Here is a 19,368-nt window from a genome sequence, read left to right as displayed (position 1 = left end):
AAAGAGGCAATGCGATTGCAAACCGCCCTCCCAGCGCCTAGCTTGCCTGCGACCAAGTCCTTAGCAGAAAGCAACACTTCTATGAGCCAGGCAAAAGCAGGCGATACCGTACGCATTACCTATATTGGAACGCTGACCAACGGTAAGATGTTCGACAGCTCCGAGGGGCGCGATCCGTTGGAATTTGTGGTCGGCTCCGGTCAAGTGATCAAGGGACTTGATAGTGCAATAACCGGTATGGCGGTTGGTGACAAAAAGGATATCGCAGTACCATGCGATCAGGCTTACGGTGCACATAACCCCGATGCCCGCCAAACGGTGCCGCGCACGCAGATACCAGCGGACATCCCGATAGAAACGGGCACAAAGCTGCAAATGCAAACACCGCAGGGCCAAGTATTGCCAATCATGGTGGCTGAGGTGACCGAGACTGAAGTGACGCTGGATGCCAACCACCCGCTCGCGGGCGAGGATCTCAACTTCGCGATTGAGATTGTGGGGATCGACGCGGCCTAAGCCTGGGATCCGGATATCGATTCCACCGCGCGCAGCACGGCATCCTTGGTCAATGCAAGGTCTGCCTCGGTCACGGCCAGCGACGGATACAGTTTGCCGGGTGATTTAAAGACGCCATGCGCGCGCAAGGTCGCGTTGTAGCGCAGGTTGCGGCTGGGATTGTCATGCTTTGCCGTGCGATAGTTACGACAGACCCTATCCGTGAAAAAGATATCAAAGAGTGTCTCATCGCCACAAATCTGGTGAGATATCCCAGCAGCGGTCAGGGCATCCGTTTGCATCCGTTGCAATTCGCGTCCGATATCTCTGAGCCGATCATAGCTTCCTTCGCGTCGTAACACCTCCATTGTTTTGAGGCCTGCGGCGGCAGCAACAGGATTGCCGGACAGCGTACCAAGCTGCATCAGCCAATGGCCGTCACTCACGGCTGACTTGTCGAAATGTTGCATGATCTCGGCCGAGGCCCCCAAGGCGGCCAGCGGGAAACCACCTCCGATGATTTTGCCCAAGGTGCAGATGTCTGAGGTCACGCCATAGCGTTCCTGCGCGCCACCATAAGCAAGACGGAACCCGGTGACGATTTCATCGAATATCAAAAGGACGCTGTATTTGTCACAAAGATCCCGCAAACCTTGTAGGAAGCCCGGCTCGGCCGGGATAATACGTTGCAGCGGTTCAGCGATAATGGCGGCTATGTCGTCATGCTCGGTCAGCAGGGCTTCAACGGCGGCAAGATCATTGAACGGTGCGATCAGCATCTGATCGGCAACGCTTTGGGGGATGCCAGCACTGTCGGGCACGGCTTGCGGAAAATTCACATGCTTGTCTGGCGCAAGGCTCATCTGTGCTTCTGCGCTCATCCCGTGATAGCCGCCTTCAAATTTCAGGATTTTGTCGCGGCCCGTATAGGCGCGCGCCAAGCGGATCGCATACATATCGGCCTCACCGCCGGATGCGACAAAGCGGACCTGCTCGCAGCATGGGACGGCCTGAACAATTTCTTCGGCGAGTGCGATGCCCTTTGCGTTGTTTGCAAAGAAGGTCATGCCCTTGGGCAATTGTTCCAGCACGGCGTCCATTACCTCTGGATGCCCATGCCCCAACAGCATAGGGCCAGAGCCGATCAGGTAATCGACATATTCGTTGCCATCCTCATCCCATACACGGCTGCCTTCGCCATGGGCGATGATAATCCCTGGGTCGAAGTTGCCGAATCCACCCGCAGGCAGCACCTCTTGCGCACGGGCGATCCATTCAGATTGAGAGGTCAGCTTTTGCATATGTCAGCGCAACTCCAATATCGGGGGTCCCAAGACATCACGGTCAGGAACAACACCAAGGCCCGGACCCGCGGGTGGTGCGATCCGCCCGTTCACGCGGACCGGCGCGTCGGGGCAAATGCGTGGTGCCACATAGCCGGACAGATCGCAGGTGTTCAGCAGAGATCCGTTTGGCGTTGAGGCAGCAAAGTGCAGTGACGCAGCGGTCACGATATCGGACCCCCAGGTGCATTCGGCGCAAATCTCGGCCCCCAGATGCACGGTCAGATCGCGGGCGCGGCGCATGGCAGACAGGCCGCCAAACTTTGACAGCTTCAGGGCGACAGCATCCATACAGCCCAAGTCACTGGCCTGCATCAAAGTGGCCAGATCATAGGCGCATTCATCGATCTTCATCGGCAGCCCTGTTGCTTTGCGGACATCGGCGCAATCCTCCAACGTTTTGCAGGGCTGTTCGAGCATGACATCAAGATGGGCCACGGCGCGGCCCGTCCGTGTGGCATGCAGCTTGGTCGCCCCGCAATTCCAATCGCCATAGACAATTGGTCCTGCGCCAACGGCTTCGCGCACCTTTATCAACCGCTCCGCATCCATTTGCCAATCGGCGTCCGCACCGAGCTTGACCTGAAACTGGCGAATGCCTGTGGCGTAGGTCTCTTTTGCGATCCGCGCCATCTCATCGGGAGCGACACATGTGATAGAGTGGTAGAGCGGCATGTCTGCCCGTGTACGCCCGCCGAGAAGAGCGTAGAGTGGCTGGCCGGTCGCCCTTCCAAATAAGTCCCACAGCGCCATGTCCACAATCGACTTCGCATGCGCATGCCCGGGTAGATAGCCATCCAACTTGCGCATCGGCGCATCGACCCCAAAGGGTGACATGCCGATGATCTGGGGTGCCATTTCAGTGATCGCGCTTGGTATACCATCGGCGAAAGCGGGCAGATAATGCGGGATGGGGCACACCTCGCCCCAACCTTCCAGTCCGGTGTCGGTCTCAAGACGCAAAACATGGGTCTTAACCGTGGCGCAGGCTTTGCCTTCGGCCATGTAGTAGGTTGCATGGCTTGTCAGATTGACGGACCAAATTGTAAGCCCGGTGACCTTCATCCATATATCTCCACCGGGTGGCTTTCCCCAATTGTGACAAACGTACTCCATGTCATGCGGGCACCTTTGCATCTGCCCGTGGCTTCAGGCTTTGTGGATCGTAGGCCGGTTCCCCGAGCACGCGCGCCGCACGGGGTGCACCATGGATCACGACCTGCAAGGCTGTGCCTGGCGCAGCAGCCTCTGGTTTGACATAAGCAAAGGCGAGCACCTTGCCGACGGTCGGCCCGTAGGCCACCGATGCGGTTGAACCCACGACCTCCTCATTCAGCATAACGGCTTCCCCGCCATGGCCATCTGCCACGCCATCGGGTTCAATCGTCAGGTAGGCGCAGACCCACCTCCGGTCCGCATGCAGGGTCCTGTCACGGCCAAGATAGTCTTTGTCTGTCCGGGCAAACCGCAGCACGTCAGCCTCGGCCAAAGTGACCTCGTTGGTCAACTCGCCTGCACCTTTAAAGCCTTTCTCCATGCGCATCGCGTTCATCGCAAATGAACCATAATTCGCAATGCCGTGGTCCTGACCGGCGGCCCACAGGGCGTTGTAGACGTCAAGGCAGGCGGTGTTGGGCATGTGAAATTCCCAGCCCAACTCACCCGCGTATGAAATCCGGAACGCCCATATGTTGTGACCTGCAACAGTGATCTGTTGCGCCGAAAGCCAGCGGAAACCGGCGTTGCTCAGATCGGTGTCTGTACATGCCTCCAAGACGTTGCGCGCGTTCGGCCCGTTCAGCGACAAGGCTGACCATTCGGCTGAAAGTGCAGAAATCGTGACATCTTCGCCTGCGCGCTTTTGCTCCAAATGATCCAGCAACCGCTGCTCAAAGAACGCCGCACAAACCAGATAAAACTGATCTTTGGCCATGCGCACAATCGTCGTTTCAAGTTCAATTCGGCCCGCCCGGTTCAGCATATGGGTCAGAGTAATCGATCCCACCTTCTGAGGCATCCGGTTTGCGGTCAAACGATCCAGCAGTGCGTATGCATCCGGCCCTTCCACCAAAACCTTGGTGAATGCGGTGACATCCATGATGCCGACCGTTTCGCGCACCGCTTTCACTTCTGCTGCAACGATGTCATCGACCACGGTACGGTTGAAGGAATAGTGATCCTCTTGCGCGACACCATTCTTTGCAAACCAGCGCGGACGCTCAAAACCATACACTTCTTCATGCACGGCACCCTTTGCTTTGAGTTGTTCATAAAGCGGAGACGGTTTGATGGGCCGCCCCGCCAGCCTGTTGAAATGCGGAAACGGGATTTCGTGGCGCAGGCAGTAATCCTCTTCTGCTTTTACAACCTGCCAATCCTTTGTGGCGTAGCTGCCAAACCGCCGCGGATCATAGTCGCGCATCGAGATGTCGGCCGCCCCATGTACCATCCAACGTGCCAGTTCGCGCGTCAGCCCCGGCCCCCAGCCAATGCCGATCTGGGTGCCGCAACAACACCAATAGTTCCGAACACCAGGTGCGGGACCAATCAACAGGGTTACCATCGGGCGGATGGCTGATGGCGCCATGCACCTCACGCTGAATGCCCAGTTCGGCAAAGATTGGCATGCGGTTCAGGCTTTCTTCCAGATACGGCATGATCCGGTCGTAGTCGGCGTCAAACAGCCAGTTTTCATAGTCCCATGGGCAATGGTCATGCCAGACAGAATTGGGGTTCTCTTTCTCGTAAATGCCGATCAGCCCGCGTTTTTGCTCCATCCTGATGTAGCCCGATACCTTTTTATCATCGCGGATGACTGGCAGCTCTGTCTCCAACGCTGCGAACTCCGGTACAGGTTCGGTGACAAAATAATGGTGTGTCATGGATGTCATGGGCAGTTGCAGGCCAGACCATTCGCCCATCTGCCGGGCGTAGGTGCCGCCCGCGTTGACGACATGCTCGCAGGTGACCGTGCCCTTGTCAGTTTCGATAACCCACTCACCTGAAGGTGCTTGCGTTATGTTTGTCGCGCGGCATTGGCGGATGATCTGCACACCCTTCTGGCGTGCGCCTGCTGCCATCGCCATAGTGACGTTCGTGGGATCGACGTGCCCATCGTCGGGCGTGTGCAACGCGCCCAATACGCCGTCCAGATTGTAGAAAGGGTGCAGTGCGCGGACGTTCTCAGGGCCAACCAGTTCAATGTTGAACCCCAAGGACCGCCCGACCGACAGGGTATGCCGCAGCCAATCCATCTCATCCTCGGTATAGGCCAATCGGAACGATCCACAGCCATGCCATGTGACGGGCTGTCCGGTCTCAGTCTCTAACCCTCCGGCATACAGACCAATGTTGTAGTCAACGCATTTACCCAGACTAAAGCTTGACGTGGAATGTGTGATCTGTCCGGCCGCGTGCCATGTGCTGCCAGAGGTCAGTTCTGCCTTCTCAAGCAAAACCGTATCCGCACCCCAACCTTCATGGGCAAGATGATAGGCCAAGCCAACACCCATAACGCCACCACCAACAATCACAACGCGGGCTTGGCTGGGAAAATCCTTGGACACGGGCAATCATCCTTTTGCGAGTCGTTTTTCTCTCGACACGCTAAGCGGACAAAAGTACCATCGTCAATCATGAATGGGACAAATGTATCAAATACGATTCTGGAGCGGCTGGCCGGGGAGCTTTCAGAGCTAACGCCAGAGGCGCGGAAGGCGGCCACCTATGTGTTGGAAAACCCGCGCGATGTGGGGGTGTCGACGGTGCGCGAGATTGCAGAGGCCGCCAATGTGAAACCCAATACAGTGGTGCGTATGGCACGGCAGGTTGGTTTTGAGGGCTACGAGGATTTCCGCGCGCCCTTCCGCGAGGCGATCCGGCGGGGTGCCGCAGATTTCCCTGATCGCGCACGGTGGTTGCAGGACATTCGCAAGTCTGACGATCTTGGTGGGCTTTATGCCGATATGGTGCAAGGTGCACTGCGCAACATTGAGGACACATTCGCTGGCATCACGGCGGATGATCTGAAAACAGCGGCTGAGGCAATATGGACTTCAGACAATGTCTTCACACTGGGTGTCGGGGTGAATAACTCCAGCGCCCGCAATTTCACATATCTGGCGTCCACGGGCATGGTGCGGTTCCATGCTATCCCTCGTGCCGGATCAAACGCCATCGACGATCTGGCGTGGGCGGACAAAGACGATGCGCTGGTTGCGATCACGTGCAAACCTTACCGTGCCGAGGTGGTCGAAGCGGTTGAGCGCGCCCGCGAACAGGGCATGCGGATTATCGCGATCTCTGACAGTCCCGCCAGCCCGATCATTCGCGCCGCCGATCATGGCTTTGTCATCTCTTGCGACACCCCGCAGTTCTTTCCATCGTCTGTGAGCACAATTGCCCTGCTAGAGACGTTGTTGTCCTTTGTGATTGCCGTTGCCAGCGATGAAATCGTTGAACGGGTCGAGACCTTTCACAGACGCCGCCATCAACTGGGGCTTTATTATGCGGAGGAGAAATGACCAAACCCATCCGATCCCTGGCTGCACGTTATTATACCGATCCACTCGTGTTTCGGCTCGAAAATGAGGGCTTGCTGGCGAAGACTTGGCAGTTTGGTTGCCATGCATCGGACATTGCGAACGCCGGTGATTACGCAACATTCGAAATTGCGGGGGAGAGCCTCTTTGCGATCCGTGGGCGTGACGACAAGATTCGGGTTTTCTACAATGTCTGTCAGCACCGCGCCCATCAATTGGTCAGCGGTACGGGCACGGCTCGTGTTGTTGTCTGTCCGTATCACGCCTGGACCTACGAATTAACCGGAGAGCTGCGTGCAGGCCCCAACATCAAAGCGGTCGAAGGCTTTGAGAAATCCAGCATTTGCCTGGAAGAGGTCCGCGCAGAAGAGTTCCTGGGTTTTGTGTTCGTCAACCTCGACCCGGACGCCGCACCAATGGAAGATTGGTTTCCCGGGGCGCGTGCCGAGTTGGAAGAATGGGTGCCGCATTGGGCGGACCTTAAGCCGCTGGAATGGGTCGAGATTGCTGAGAACTGCAATTGGAAAGTATCGGTCGAAAACTATTCTGAGTGCTATCACTGCTCACTAAACCATCCGACCTTCGCCAATGGGGTGGTTAGGCCGGAAACCTATGACATCCAGCCGCAGGGGAAATGCCTGCGTCACACGACGGAGTGTCAGTCGCTGGATCAGATGACCTATGATATCAACTCGGGCTTTGCCCATTCCCACGAATACTCCAGCTGGTTCCTCTGGCCGATGTTTTCGTTCCAGGTCTACCCAGGCAATGTGCTGAATACCTATCACTGGCGGGCAATCGACGCAGAACATGTGGTTGTGTGGCGTGGGTGGTATTCAGTGAACGGAGTGGATGACCCCAAGGTGCGGCAACTTGCGGTGCAGGACCGGGAAACGACGGTGGAGGAAGACATCCACTTGGTCGAATCTGTGCAGCGTGGCCTCGGATCACGCGGTTACCGTCCCGGTCCACTGGTGATTGACCCGAAAGGTGGAGTGAATTCCGAACATCCCGTCATGCACCTGCAACGCTGGATGCGCGAGGCGATAGATGGCTGAGATCAAGAGCTACTGGCGAAACTACATTGACGGTGCGTGGATGGATGGTGGCGGCGGAAGGATTGATGTGATCAATCCCGGTTCAGGTGAAAAGCTGGCAGAACATGCCCTTGCCGATGCCGCCGATGTAGATCGCGCCGTACAAGCTGCCCGTCGGGTCCACCTGTCTGGCGCGCTATCTGACCTGCGCCCGGTCGAGCGAGGCCGCATGGTGCAAGCCATGGGGCGCTACCTGTTGGCGCACATTGATGAGATAGCTGAAGTTCTGACACTGGAGCAGGGCAAACCGCTTTGGGAGGCTCGGATCGAAATCGAAGGGGCCGCACGGTACTTCGAATACTATGGCAATCAGGCCGAAACGGTCGAAGGGCGCTCCATTCCCTTGGGCAAAGGGTATTTTGACTTCACGACCTATGAACCCTTTGGGGTCTCCGCCCAGATTATCCCATGGAACTATCCGATTGAGATGACAGCACGTTCGCTTTCTGCGGCACTGGCCACCGGCAACGCCTGTATTATCAAAACACCAGAGCTGACCCCGCTTAGCAATGCATGGTTCGCCCATGCGGCCGAGGCAGTTGGTCTGCCAAATGGGGCGGTTAATATCCTGTGTGGTTTAGGGCAAGAGGCTGGCGCGGCCCTGTCGGCGCACCCTGATGTGAACCAGATTGTCTTTACCGGTTCGGTCCCGACGGGCATCGCCATTGCCTCTGCCGCCGCGCAGAATGTCGTGCCTTGCGTGCTGGAACTGGGTGGAAAATCGGCGGCCATTGTCCATGATGATGCCGACCTTGCCGCATTTGAAAACGATGTGCGTTGGGGCATTTACTTCAATGCGGGTCAGGTCTGTTCGGCGATGAGCCGTGTCATTGTTCATGACAGTGTGCACGACGCCTTGGTCGAACGCATGGTCGGTGTCGCGCAGTCATTGACGGTAAAACCGGGGATCGAACAGCCGGAGTTTGATGCAACCATGGGCGCGATGGTGTCAGAGTCGCAACGTGACCGGGCGGCCGATATGATCGCGGACGCCCAAAGAGAGGGCGCGACTATTGCCACAGGTGGACGCAAGCCCAACATCCCTGGGGCTTTTTTGGAGCCAACGATCCTGACAAACGTGACGCCGGACATGAAAATCGCGAATGAAGAGGTGTTTGGTCCGGTCCTTTCGGTTCTGAAGTTCGGCGCTGACGATGACGCCATCAGGCTCGCCAACGGAACGCCCTATGGGCTTGTTGGCGGTGTGTTCACCCGTGATCTGGACCGGGCAACCAGCGCAGCACGACAGCTGCGCGCCGGACAGGTCTTCGTCAACGAATGGTACGCTGGCGGCGTTGAAACTCCCTTTGGCGGCTATGGCAAATCCGGCTACGGTCGCGAAAAGGGGCGCGAGGCGCTTTGGAACTATGTGCAGACGAAAAACGTCGCCATCAAACTGAAAGGGTAGGCCATGAGTGCATTCGACGAGGATCTGTTTCTGAAAGGTCTGGAACAACGCAAGGCAACACTTGGTGCGGAGTATGTGGAAAAAAACCTCGCCGCTGCGGATGATTTCACACGGCCGTTTCAGGAAGCGATGACCGCATGGTGTTGGGGGTTCGGCTGGGGCGATGACGTGATTGATGCCAAGACACGTTCAATGATGAATCTGTCGATGATCGGGGCCTTAGGGAAAATGACAGAGTGGGAAATTCACTGCCGAGGCGCGATCAGAAACGGCGTTACACAGGATGAAATTCGGGCCATCATCCATGTGGTCGGAATTTACTGTGGTGTGCCACAGGCGCTGGAGTGCTTTCGGGTGGCGCGCAAAGTCATCGAAGAGGGTTAAGCATCCCGCCCGCAATGATCTGGTGGGCCTTTTGCTATCCTGCAATGTCGCGATAAATCAGTAACTGTTAAACCAGATTTTCCGGCTGCGGCATCCCCAATACGTGGAACCCACCATCCACACGGATAATCTCGCCCGTCGTGCATGCGCCAGCTTCGGATGCCAGATACACAGCTGTGCCGCCCACGGCCTCAAGCGTGGCATTGCTGCGCAGGGGCGCGTTTTGATCGGTGTGCTTATAGGTCTTGCGCGCGCCACCAATGGCCGCCCCGGCAAGGGTTTTCATCGGGCCGGGGCTGATCGCGTTGACGCGGATGCCCTGTGGGCCCAGATCGTTCGCCAGATAGCGTGTCGCTGATTCTAGCGCTGCTTTGGCCACGCCCATGACGTTATAGAACGGCGTGACGGTGTTTGATCCTTGGAAGGTCACTGTCAGCAATGTCCCACCCTCCGGCATCAGGTCAGCGGCACGTTTGGCGACGTCGATGAACGAATAGCAAGAGATCGTCAGCGAATTTTTGAAATTGGCGCGGCTTGTGTTGATGAACCGGCCTGTCAATTCGTTTTTGTCGGAAAAAGCGATGGCATGAACCACAAAGTCCAAGGTGCCCCATCGGTCTTTCAGCGTTTGAAACGCCAGGTCCATGCTGGCGTCATCATTCACATCCACATCAACCATGATGTCGGAGCCAACAGATTGGGCCAAAGGTTCAAGGCGTTTGCCGAACGCCTCGCCTTGGTACGTAAACGCCAACTCGGCGCCTGCCTCGGCCATCGCCTTGGCAATGCCCCAAGCAATCGACCGTTCATTGGCCACGCCCATGATCAGCCCGCGTTTGCCCTGCATCGAAATGGTCATCTGCTTACCCCTTGAATTTGGACAGAAGCATGGAGCCGTTGGTGCCGCCAAATCCGAATGAATTAGTCATCACGGTATCAAGGTCTGCATTCTCAACCAGCGATGTTGCGATCTCGGCTGGGTCCAGTGCTGGGTCCAGGTTTTCGACGTTGATGGATGGCGCGATAAAGTCGTTCTCCAGCATCAGCAGGCAATAGACGGCTTCCTGCGCGCCTGTGGCCCCCTGGCTGTGGCCTGTCATCGACTTGGTCGAGCTGATTGGCGGGGTATTGCCGTGGCCAAAGACGCGGCGCACCGCTTCGACTTCGCCGACATCACCAACCGGGGTCGACGTGCCGTGCGCGTTGATATAGCTGACTTTGCGATCATCTGGCAGCGTGTTAAGCGCGCCGCGCATGGCCCGCTCGCCCCCCTCACCGGACGGCGCGACCATATCGGCACCGTCGGATGTGGCCGAAAATCCGGTGACTTCGGCGTAGATTTTTGCGCCTCGTGCCTGCGCACTCTCAAGACTTTCCAGCACAACCATCGCGCCACCGCCCGCGATGACAAACCCGTCGCGGTCTGCGTCAAACGCGCGGCTCGCACGTTCGGGGGTATCATTGTATTTCGAGGACATCGCGCCCATCGCGTCGAAGAGGCAGGACAGTGTCCAGTCCAGCTCTTCGCCGCCGCCCGCGAACATGATGTCTTGATTGCCTAAGGCGACTTGTTGCGCGGCCATCCCGATACAATGCAGCGAGGTGGAGCAGGCGGAGGTGATCGAGAAATTCATGCCTTTGATCTGATAGGCCGTTGCAAGGTTCGCGCTGACAGTCGAAGACATCGCCTTTGGTACGGCAAATGGGCCGATCCGTTTTGTGGCCCCTGTGGTCTTCACAACCTCATGCGCGGCCAGAATCGCCGATGTGGATGGCCCGCCAGAGCCTGCAATCAGACCGGTCATGGGGTTCATAACCTGATCTTCGCCCAATCCCGCGTCTGCAATCGCCTTACCCATCGCGATGTGCGCGTAAGCCGCACCGGGGCCCATAAAGCGCAGGGTGCGCTTGTCGACATGCTCTTTGATGTCGATCTTGAGCGTACCTGCAATCTGGCTGCGAAAGCCGTGTTCGACCATTTCTGGTGAGGCTTCAATGCCAGATTTACCCGCTTTCAGCGCAGCAAGCACTTCATCGGCATTGTTCCCGATCGGCGATACGATCCCGAGACCTGTGACAACAACACGGCGCATGGGCACCTCTCCTTTTACACTTGGATTTGAGGGCTTAGCTCTCAGACAATGCGACTTTCATGTCGGTAACTTGATAAATGACCTCGCCGTCGGCCTCAACAATGCCGTTTGCGACACCCATGGTCAGGCGGCGCGTTTGGATCGCTTTTGTAAAATCGACCTTATAGGTCAGCATCTTACGGTCAGGGCGGACCATTCCCGTCAGCTTGACTTCGCCTACACCAAGCGCATAGCCGCGCCCCTGCCAGCCACGCCAACCAAGATTGAAGCCAGTTAGCTGCCACAGACCATCAAGGCCAAGGCAACCGGGCATGATCGGGTTATTTGGAAAATGGCAGTCAAAGAACCAAAGGTCCGGCGTGATATCAAACTCCGCCACAACATGGCCTTTGCCGTGTGCACCTGCATCGCCCGAGATGTCTGTAATGCGGTCCATCATCCGCATCGGCGGGGCCGGAAGCTGTGCATTCCCATCGCCAAACAGCTCGCCGCGCGCGCATTTCAGCAGGTCATCTTTGTCGAAATAGGTTGGGTAATCCGCCATCTAACTGGTCTCATTCTTCTTTACTGCGTCTTCTGACCTCTATCACTCTGCGGTTTAAGAGGGCAAGTGCGCGGGGTTTATGGCCGTTTTTATTTGATCCGAGGGACATTCTTCCCATATAGATGAGAATAGATGTCAAAAAGGACGATCATGTCAGACATAGCGATACAACGCAGCACAGATTGGCTGGCCGGAGCAGGACTTCGCCCAACCCGGCAACGTATGACGCTCGCATCCTTGCTGGTCGGCGATGGGCAGGATCGGCACGTGACAGCGGAAAGCCTGTTTGAGGCGGCGTCAAATGCGGATGAAAAAGTATCTCTCGCGACGGTGTACAATACGCTGCGGGCATTTTGTGATGCAGGTCTGATGCGTGAGATTACGGTCGATGGGTCAAAGAGCTACTTTGATACCAACATGACGGATCACCCGCATTTCTATTGGGAAGATACGGCTAAATTGACAGATGCCCCTGCTGACCAGTTGGAAATCTGTCATTTGCCCGATGCCCCCGATGGCGCGGAGATTGCGTCTGTGGATGTGGTAATCAGGTTGCGACGTATCTGACGGGGAGGGTGGATCAAGATCCACCTTACGGCTTGCACAGTTTTACACAAATTTAACTATGTTGCATCACGCTGCGGGGATGTCAGACTATCGCTGTCTTCGAGTGCCCGGTGGCACCTATTTCTTTACTATACGCTTGCAGGACTCGCGCTCTGATCTTTTGATTTCGCATATCGAACTTTTGCGGGATGCAACGCGACTCTGCCAGAAACGCTGGCCCTTTGTGATTGATGCGGCTGTGATACTGCCCAGCAAACTGCATATGATCTGGACCTTGCCGGAAGATGATGTCGATTTTTCCAAGCGCTGGCGGTTGATCAAATCAAGCTTCTCGCGGCATGCCCCAGTTCCCCTGCATGTTCCTGAAAGCCATCGCAGGCGTGGTGAAAAGGGCATCTGGCAGCGCAGATTTTGGGAGCATCTTATCCGCGACGAAGATGATCTGGCGCTGCATATGCATTTGATCCGATCGGCGCCTATTCACGAGGGTCTCGTTAAAAAACCAAGCGATTGGCCCTATTGCTCGCTCCACCACAATAGGCGCAAGGCTAGAACCACTGTCCCGGCTCCATCAATCCCAAATCCAACAACTGCTGCGATTGCCAGCTGAAACGCTCTGATTGTGGCCAATGGAACGTATTGATCACAGCCCGACTGCCGGGGTTGCGACGCAGCGCCTTGGCCGTGCGAAATGAGCCAACCGTGGCAGATAGGTTATTGTGCCACGGGCAAGAGTAGGTGTTGTACTCGGCCAAATTGAACGACCTGTCCGGCAGCATTTTCAGGCCGTGCTGCGCGCGAAAAAAGCAACCCGGTCCGTTCGTTGCCGGGCCTTGGCGATGTGTTCTTCAAACCGCCATCGCAGGCCACCGAAGATATTAACCTGCCGTTCAAGCGATGCGCCCTCGGCGTCCTCTCGGGCCAATGCGTAGTAACCTGATTTGTCGAAGTAAGCGCCTTCGCGATCAACGCCATTGGGGTGCGTGCTCAGGTCCTTGGCATAAAGATCGACAACGTAGCTCATCACGGTCCGTCGCCGCTCTTCTTCCATGAATGTCAGCATCTCGCCGACGCTGCGGTGTTCGCAGAACGGGTAAAACAGATACTCGGCATTGTAGCAAAAATACAGCCACTGACCGGGCAGTGCCTTGATCATCGTATTGGCAATCGTCTGCAACGCGTCTTCTGCGCTCACATCATAGTCCACCCGGTGCAGGGTGTCAGGCGCTTCGGCAGGCAATGCCCGCTCTTGTGCACAAAAGGCGATCAGATTTGTGAAACCGGCCTTTGCGTGATGGGCAATTGTGCTAGCGATCTCGACATCGTCTTCAATCAGGATCAGCGCGACAGGGCCCGTGGAGAGGGCCCGCTTGGCATCATTGGCTAACGCCGAAAGGGAGGGGTAGTGCATGCAGGCTCACATAATAGAACAACCCGTATAGAATCGGTGATATCCCGCCGCATTGCAAGCATCCCGCCAAGTCGCTAGAACGCCCGGGATATCCCATCACAAGAGCAGATCACATGTCCGCGCCAAAGAAGCTTTTTATCAAGACTTACGGCTGTCAGATGAACGTCTATGACAGCGAACGCATGGCCGAGGCGCTGGGCAGCAAGGGGTATATTGAGACGCAGACGCCTGATGACGCGGATATGATTCTGCTCAACACCTGCCACATTCGTGAGAAGGCCGCCGAGAAGGTTTATTCCGAACTGGGCCGGTTCAAGGGCCTGAAGGCTGAGAAACCCGATTTGAAGATTGGCGTGGCTGGGTGTGTGGCCCAGGCCGAGGGCGAAGAGATCATCAAGCGTCAGCCGATGGTGGATTTGGTTGTGGGACCGCAAAGCTATCACCGCCTGCCCGCGATGGACGATGCCGTTCAGACCGGGGCCAAAGCGCTTGATACGGATTTCCCGGATGACGATAAGTTTGAAACGCTTAAGACCCGCGCCAAGGCCAAGCGTGGTCCGACGGCGTTTTTGACCGTGCAGGAAGGCTGCGACAAGTTTTGTGCTTTTTGTGTGGTCCCCTACACCCGCGGGGCCGAAGTATCACGCCCGGCGGACCGGATTATTCGTGAGGCACAGGAATTGGTTGAGAATGGCGTGAAGGAAATCACGCTCTTGGGCCAGAACGTGAATGCCTATCACGGCCACGACGGTGGGCTGGCCGGGTTGATCTGGGCATTGGACAAGGTTGATGGGCTAGAGCGTATTCGTTTCACCACGTCGCACCCCAATGATATGGATGACGCGCTGATCGAGGCACACGGCACCTGTGACAAGCTGATGCCCTATCTGCATTTGCCGGTGCAGTCCGGCTCTGACCGTATTCTCAAGGCGATGAATCGCAAGCATACCGGTGAAAGCTATGTGCGGCTGATTGAGCGTATTCGCGCGGCGCGGCCGGATTTACTGCTGTCGGGCGATTTTATTGTCGGGTTTCCCGGTGAAACGGACCAAGACTTTGAAGACACGATGCAACTGGTGCGCGATGTGCACTACGGGCAGGCCTATTCGTTCAAATACTCCACACGTCCCGGAACCCCAGCGGCGGAGAAGCCGCAACTGCCAGAGGATATGATGAACGACCGTTTACGGCGCTTGCAGGCGTTGTTGCGTGAACAGCAACAGGCGACGCAGGCGTCCATGGTTGGGCGCGAGGTGAAGGTGCTGTTTGAAAAGGCAGGGCGAGAGGCCGGGCAGATGATTGGCAAATCTGAATACTTGCACGCGGTTTACGCCGATGCGCCAGCAAGTGTTGTGGGGCAAGTGCGCCGGGTCAAGGTTCTACAAGACAGCCCCAACTCACTGAAGGGCAAACTATTGTAGGGCGGATCATGATCCGCTTCAGATGACTGCACATGCAGCACCTCATAAATATTTCTGTATCAAACCCGTGACAATTGCGTGTCACACCTTGCGCGTAGCGCATCGACACGCCACGATAGCTATATATAGATGAAGAGGAGAGCTGATTGGCCACTGGTGCCCTGACCCCGCCCGCTGAAGCTGCGACAGAATCCCTGTTGGAATTCCCGGACAACTTTTTGCTGATCGATCTGTGCGGCGAATATGACCGCAACCTGACCACCATAGAAGATAAACTAGGCGTGCAAATCCTGCGTCGTGGCAACCAGTTGGCTGTCATCGGCGAAGATGATGTGCGCCATGAGGCGACACAGGTCTTGCAATCGCTGTATAGCCGGTTGGAGGCTGGGCGCACGCTGGAACCCGGCGATCTGGACCGCGAGTTGCGTATGGGTGCGGAGCCGATGTTTGATCCGGCCCGCGATGGCGATCAGATCGAGCTTTTCAAAGGTGAAACAGAACGGGTTGAGATTAAGACCCGCAAAAAGCTGATTGAGCCGCGCACAGATGCGCAGAAGGCCTATGTCAAATCACTCTTTGCCAATGAGCTGGCGTTCGGTATTGGCCCGGCGGGGACGGGCAAAACCTATCTGGCGGTGGCTGTTGGCGTGAACATGCTGATTTCCGGGCATGTGGACAAGATCATCCTGTCACGTCCTGCGGTTGAGGCGGGCGAAAAGCTGGGTTATCTGCCCGGTGATATGAAAGACAAGGTCGATCCTTACATGCAGCCGCTCTATGATGCGCTGAATGACTTTTTGCCGGGCAAGCAATCGGCCAAGATGATCGAGGAAAAGGTGATTGAGATCGCACCTTTGGCCTTTATGCGTGGCCGTACGCTGTCTAACGCCTTTGTCGTGCTGGATGAGGCGCAGAACGCGACCACGATGCAGATGAAGATGTTCCTGACCCGTCTGGGTGAAGGCAGCCGCATGGTGATCACGGGTGACCGCACGCAGATTGACTTGCCGCGCGGCGTCAATTCGGGCCTTTGGGATGCGGAGCGGTTGCTCAAGAGCATCGACAAGATCAGCTTCAACTACTTCACCGCCAAAGATGTGGTGCGTCATCCGTTGGTCGCGGCGATCATTGAGGCCTATGAGGCGGACGATCCCAAGTGACCGTCGACTGCATGGTTGAGGACAAACGCTGGGGCGACATTGACGCGCTTGCCCAGTTGGCGAGCGATGCGGTGCTGGACCGTTTGGGGTTGGAGCCGTCGGTGTTTGAGATTAGCTTGCTGGCCTGCAATGATGCGCGGATTGCCGCTTTGAACGAAGATTTCCGGGGAAACCCCGGCCGACGAATGTGCTGAGTTGGCCATCGGGGAGCGCGCGGCGGCGATTGGCGGCGAAATGCCGCCTGCGCCCCAACCCGGACCGGATAGTGAACTCGGTGACATCGCCATTGCTTATGAAACTTGCTACCGCGAGGCCAAAGAAGCAGGTAAATCAATGCATGATCACACAATCCATTTACTTGTGCATGGCACGCTCCATTTGTTGGGTTTCGATCATGAACGTGACCGCGACGCCACCCTGATGGAGGGGTTGGAGGCAGAGATACTTGGCAAATTGGGTATTGCTGACCCATATAGGGATGAAACGGGTCAATAGACCCACATAGGTAAGGACAAAATGGCCGACACAGGCGACGCACCGTCTAGCGCAGCGCAAAGCGCGCAGCCGGATCAGACACCACAACCGGGGCTTTTTGCGCGTTTGCGCAATGCGTTTCGCCCTCCGATAACACCTCAGGTGCTTGAAAGTGCACCTTCCGAAATTGCCAAACCGGCTGGCTCTGTGTTGGGTATGCTCAATCTGCGCCGCATGCGTGTGGAGGATGTATTGGTCCCCAAGCCCGATATTGTCGCAGTTCCGGTAACGATCTCTAAGGACGAACTGCTTGAGGTTTTTCGCGATAGCGGCCTGACGCGTGTCCCGGTCTATGATGGCACTTTGGACACGCCGATTGGCATTGCCAACCTCAAGGATTTTGCGCTGCGTCACGGTTTCAACGGCAAAACCCCCAAAATGGACCTGCGCGAGATGGTGCGCCCTTTGATCTTTGTGCCGCCCTCAATGCCGCTGGGTGTCCTGCTGCAAAAGATGCAGGCGGAGCGGATACACATGGCTTTGGTTGTTGATGAATACGGCGGCACAGACGGTCTTGTGACCATCGAAGACGTCATCGAACAGGTTGTGGGCGAGATCGAGGATGAACACGATATCGAAGAGGCCAAAAGCTGGGTGATGGAAAAGCCGGGATGTTATCTGGCCCAGGCCCGCACCGATCTGGATGACTTTGAGGCCGAGATCGGGATGACCCTGACCGACCCAGATGAGGTTGACGAGGAAGAGATCGACACCCTGGGCGGGTTGGTGACGATGCTGGCGGGCCATCTGCCTGCACGGGGCGAGGTCATTGTGCATCCAGATGGGCCAGAGTTTGAGGTTGTGGATGCTGATCCACGCCGGGTGAAACGCTTGCGGGTCCGCCTGTCTACAACCCGCAATGGCTGACAAGTTGGCGCAATTTGCGGCGCGGCCCGGCTGGGTGCAGCTGCTCTTGCTTGCCCTTTTGGGGGCCGCCGCCGGGTTGGGGCAAGCGCCATTTGATCTTTGGCCAGCATCCATTCTGGCGCTGGGCGCGTTGTTCCTCACCTATGCAAACAGTGCAACTGCACGGCAGGCTGCCTTGCGTGTCTGGGCTTTTGGCTTTGGTTATTTTGCTTTCAGTCTGCGTTGGATTGTCGAGCCCTTCTTAATCGATATCGCGCGACATGGATGGATGGCACCTTTCGCGCTGCTGTTGATGGGCGCTGGTGCGGCGCTATTTTGGGCGTTGGCCGCATGGGTGGCGTCGCGTGTTGCGCCGGGCCGCATCGGTATGTTTGGCCTGCTCTTGGTGGGGGCCGAGGTGCTGCGTTCGCTGATCCTGACGGGCTTTCCATGGGCGTTGCTTGGTCACATCTGGATCACGACCGGACTGGCGCAGGTGGCCGCATTTGGGGGGCCGCATGTGCTGACCCTTCTGACCGTGATCTGCGGTGTCTCTGTGGCCGCACTCTTCAGACGCGAACGGGTCATGGGCTTTGTCACGCTTGGGCTGGTTCTGGCGCTGTCCTTTGTTGCGCGTCCCGGCTCAGCACCAGAGCGCACCGCCGACCGACCCGTTGTCCGTCTTGTCCAACCGAATGCGCCGCAACATCAAAAATGGGATCCGGCCTATTCTGATATCTTTCTCAATCGTTTGCTGCAGCAGACCAGCGCGGGCGACATCCCTGATTTGGTCGTCTGGCCTGAGACTGCAATTGTCTATCTGTTGAACCATATTGATGACGATCTCAGCCTGCTGTCTGATGCGGCCCGTGGCGCGCCTTTGGTTTTTGGTATTCAGCGCCGTGATGCGCAAACCCGCGCTTACAACAGCCTTGTTGTGATGGGGCCGGGCGGTGAGGTGCAAAGCATCTATGACAAGCGACACCTTGTCCCCTTTGGTGAATACATCCCCGGTGCACGCTTTCTGGGGAAGATGGGTGCGACCGGTCTGGCGCGCAATCTGGGGGTTGGCTTTACGCCGGGAAGCACACCCGGGCCGATTAATCTGCCGGGCATCGGTGCTGCCGTCCCGCTGATTTGCTATGAGGGCATTTTTGCCGAAGAGATTGCCTATGGCAACACGCGGCCCCGGCTGCTTCTTCTGATTACCAATGACGCCTGGTTTGGTCAGGCGGCTGGCCCGCATCAGCATCTGGCGCAAGCCCGGTTGCGCGCCATTGAACAGGGGCTGCCGATGGTGCGTGTGGCCAACACCGGGATCAGCGCGATGATTGACGCCAAGGGGCGGATCATAACCTCACTGCCATTGGGCGTGGACGGGGCAATTGACGTGCCGCTGCCCGCGGCTTTGCCTGCGACGCCCTATAGCCGGTGGGGTGATGTTCCCGTGGTAGCGGTGCTGCTTTTGTTAACCTTTGGGGCTTACGTATCGGCAAAACGCGATAGCGATTGACGTTCATTCCG

General features: G+C 56.9%; 17 protein-coding genes and 2 pseudogenes. 12 read left to right on the top strand and 7 right to left on the bottom strand.

Annotated features, from left to right (window positions below; genetic code table 11):
• Positions 1–81: 81 nt before the first annotated feature.
• A complete protein-coding gene (locus QTO30_RS08390; RefSeq protein WP_340423727.1) occupies positions 82–516 on the top strand; it encodes an FKBP-type peptidyl-prolyl cis-trans isomerase in 435 nt (144 codons plus the stop codon).
• Here the strand turns inward: QTO30_RS08390 and QTO30_RS08385 are convergent.
• From QTO30_RS08385 to QTO30_RS08375, 3 genes and pseudogenes are all read right to left on the bottom strand, one after another.
• Positions 513–1,796: an aspartate aminotransferase family protein gene (locus QTO30_RS08385; protein WP_340423726.1), complete on the bottom strand. Its 1,284-nt coding sequence runs from the start codon at positions 1,794–1,796 to the stop codon at positions 513–515. The genes QTO30_RS08390 and QTO30_RS08385 overlap by 4 nt on opposite strands.
• Before the next feature lie 3 nt (positions 1,797–1,799).
• On the bottom strand, positions 1,800–2,903 hold the full coding sequence (locus tag QTO30_RS08380) for a mandelate racemase/muconate lactonizing enzyme family protein (RefSeq protein WP_340423725.1): 1,104 nt from the start codon (positions 2,901–2,903) through the stop codon (positions 1,800–1,802).
• Positions 2,904–2,955: 52 nt separating this feature from the next.
• Positions 2,956–5,350: pseudogene (locus tag QTO30_RS08375) on the bottom strand (FAD-dependent oxidoreductase).
• 123 nt (positions 5,351–5,473) lie between these two features.
• On the opposite strand from QTO30_RS08375, the gene QTO30_RS08370 reads away from it, so the two are divergent.
• From QTO30_RS08370 to QTO30_RS08355, 4 genes are read left to right on the top strand one after another with little or no spacing between them, the layout of a single operon-like run.
• Positions 5,474–6,361, top strand: coding sequence for a MurR/RpiR family transcriptional regulator (locus QTO30_RS08370; RefSeq protein ID WP_340423724.1), 888 nt, complete (start codon positions 5,474–5,476; stop codon positions 6,359–6,361).
• The gene (locus QTO30_RS08365) at positions 6,358–7,437 is read left to right on the top strand and encodes an aromatic ring-hydroxylating oxygenase subunit alpha (RefSeq protein WP_340423723.1); all 1,080 of its coding nucleotides are present in this window, start codon (positions 6,358–6,360) and stop codon (positions 7,435–7,437) included. Before QTO30_RS08370 ends, QTO30_RS08365 begins: the two co-directional genes overlap by 4 nt.
• A complete protein-coding gene (locus QTO30_RS08360) occupies positions 7,430–8,884 on the top strand; it encodes an aldehyde dehydrogenase family protein (protein WP_340423722.1) in 1,455 nt (484 codons plus the stop codon). The genes QTO30_RS08365 and QTO30_RS08360 overlap by 8 nt, the downstream gene beginning before the upstream one ends.
• A gap of 3 nt (positions 8,885–8,887) precedes the next feature.
• Entirely contained in the window at positions 8,888–9,268 is a 381-nt protein-coding gene (locus QTO30_RS08355) for a carboxymuconolactone decarboxylase family protein (RefSeq protein WP_340423721.1), read from the top strand.
• A gap of 67 nt (positions 9,269–9,335) precedes the next feature.
• On the opposite strand, the gene QTO30_RS08350 is transcribed toward QTO30_RS08355, so the two are convergent.
• From QTO30_RS08350 to fabA, 3 genes are read right to left on the bottom strand one after another with little or no spacing between them, the layout of a single operon-like run.
• Positions 9,336–10,127, bottom strand: coding sequence for an enoyl-ACP reductase FabI (locus QTO30_RS08350; RefSeq protein WP_340423720.1), 792 nt, complete (start codon positions 10,125–10,127; stop codon positions 9,336–9,338).
• A 4-nt stretch (positions 10,128–10,131) separates the two neighbouring features.
• Positions 10,132–11,361, bottom strand: coding sequence for a beta-ketoacyl-ACP synthase I (gene fabB / locus QTO30_RS08345; RefSeq protein WP_340423719.1), 1,230 nt, complete (start codon positions 11,359–11,361; stop codon positions 10,132–10,134).
• Between the two features lie 34 nt (positions 11,362–11,395).
• On the bottom strand, positions 11,396–11,905 hold the full coding sequence (gene fabA, locus QTO30_RS08340) for a bifunctional 3-hydroxydecanoyl-ACP dehydratase/trans-2-decenoyl-ACP isomerase (protein ID WP_340423718.1): 510 nt from the start codon (positions 11,903–11,905) through the stop codon (positions 11,396–11,398).
• 150 nt (positions 11,906–12,055) lie between these two features.
• Here fabA and irrA point away from each other — a divergent pair, with 150 nt between their 5' ends.
• The gene (gene irrA / locus QTO30_RS08335; protein ID WP_340423717.1) at positions 12,056–12,472 is read left to right on the top strand and encodes an iron response transcriptional regulator IrrA; all 417 of its coding nucleotides are present in this window, start codon (positions 12,056–12,058) and stop codon (positions 12,470–12,472) included.
• Between the two features lie 79 nt (positions 12,473–12,551).
• On the top strand, positions 12,552–13,082 hold the full coding sequence (locus QTO30_RS08330) for an REP-associated tyrosine transposase (RefSeq protein ID WP_340423716.1): 531 nt from the start codon (positions 12,552–12,554) through the stop codon (positions 13,080–13,082).
• 171 nt (positions 13,083–13,253) lie between these two features.
• Here the strand turns inward: QTO30_RS08330 and QTO30_RS08325 are convergent, their stop codons facing one another.
• A complete protein-coding gene (locus QTO30_RS08325) occupies positions 13,254–13,883 on the bottom strand; it encodes a glycosyltransferase family 2 protein (protein ID WP_340423715.1) in 630 nt (209 codons plus the stop codon).
• Positions 13,884–13,996: 113 nt separating this feature from the next.
• Here QTO30_RS08325 and miaB point away from each other — a divergent pair, with 113 nt between their 5' ends.
• The 5 genes and pseudogenes from miaB to lnt all read left to right on the top strand — a co-directional run bounded on the left by miaB (position 13,997) and on the right by lnt (position 19,357).
• Entirely contained in the window at positions 13,997–15,304 is a 1,308-nt protein-coding gene (miaB, locus tag QTO30_RS08320) for a tRNA (N6-isopentenyl adenosine(37)-C2)-methylthiotransferase MiaB (RefSeq protein ID WP_340423714.1), read from the top strand.
• A 146-nt stretch (positions 15,305–15,450) separates the two neighbouring features.
• Positions 15,451–16,464, top strand: a complete 1,014-nt coding sequence (locus tag QTO30_RS08315) for a PhoH family protein (protein WP_340423713.1) — start codon at positions 15,451–15,453, stop codon at positions 16,462–16,464.
• Positions 16,461–16,959 (top strand): annotated as a pseudogene (gene ybeY / locus QTO30_RS08310) (rRNA maturation RNase YbeY). Before QTO30_RS08315 ends, ybeY begins: the two are co-directional and overlap by 4 nt.
• Positions 16,960–16,980: 21 nt before the next feature.
• On the top strand, positions 16,981–17,865 hold the full coding sequence (locus QTO30_RS08305; protein WP_340423712.1) for a transporter associated domain-containing protein: 885 nt from the start codon (positions 16,981–16,983) through the stop codon (positions 17,863–17,865).
• Positions 17,858–19,357, top strand: a complete 1,500-nt coding sequence (gene lnt, locus QTO30_RS08300; protein WP_340423711.1) for an apolipoprotein N-acyltransferase — start codon at positions 17,858–17,860, stop codon at positions 19,355–19,357. The genes QTO30_RS08305 and lnt overlap by 8 nt, the downstream gene beginning before the upstream one ends.
• Positions 19,358–19,368: the final 11 nt, after the last annotated feature.

This window comes from Yoonia sp. GPGPB17, from assembly GCF_037892195.1.
Classification (GTDB): Bacteria; Pseudomonadota; Alphaproteobacteria; order Rhodobacterales; family Rhodobacteraceae; genus Yoonia.
Note: the sequence above shows the minus strand (reverse complement) of the source record. Positions and strands in the feature narration are given on the sequence as shown.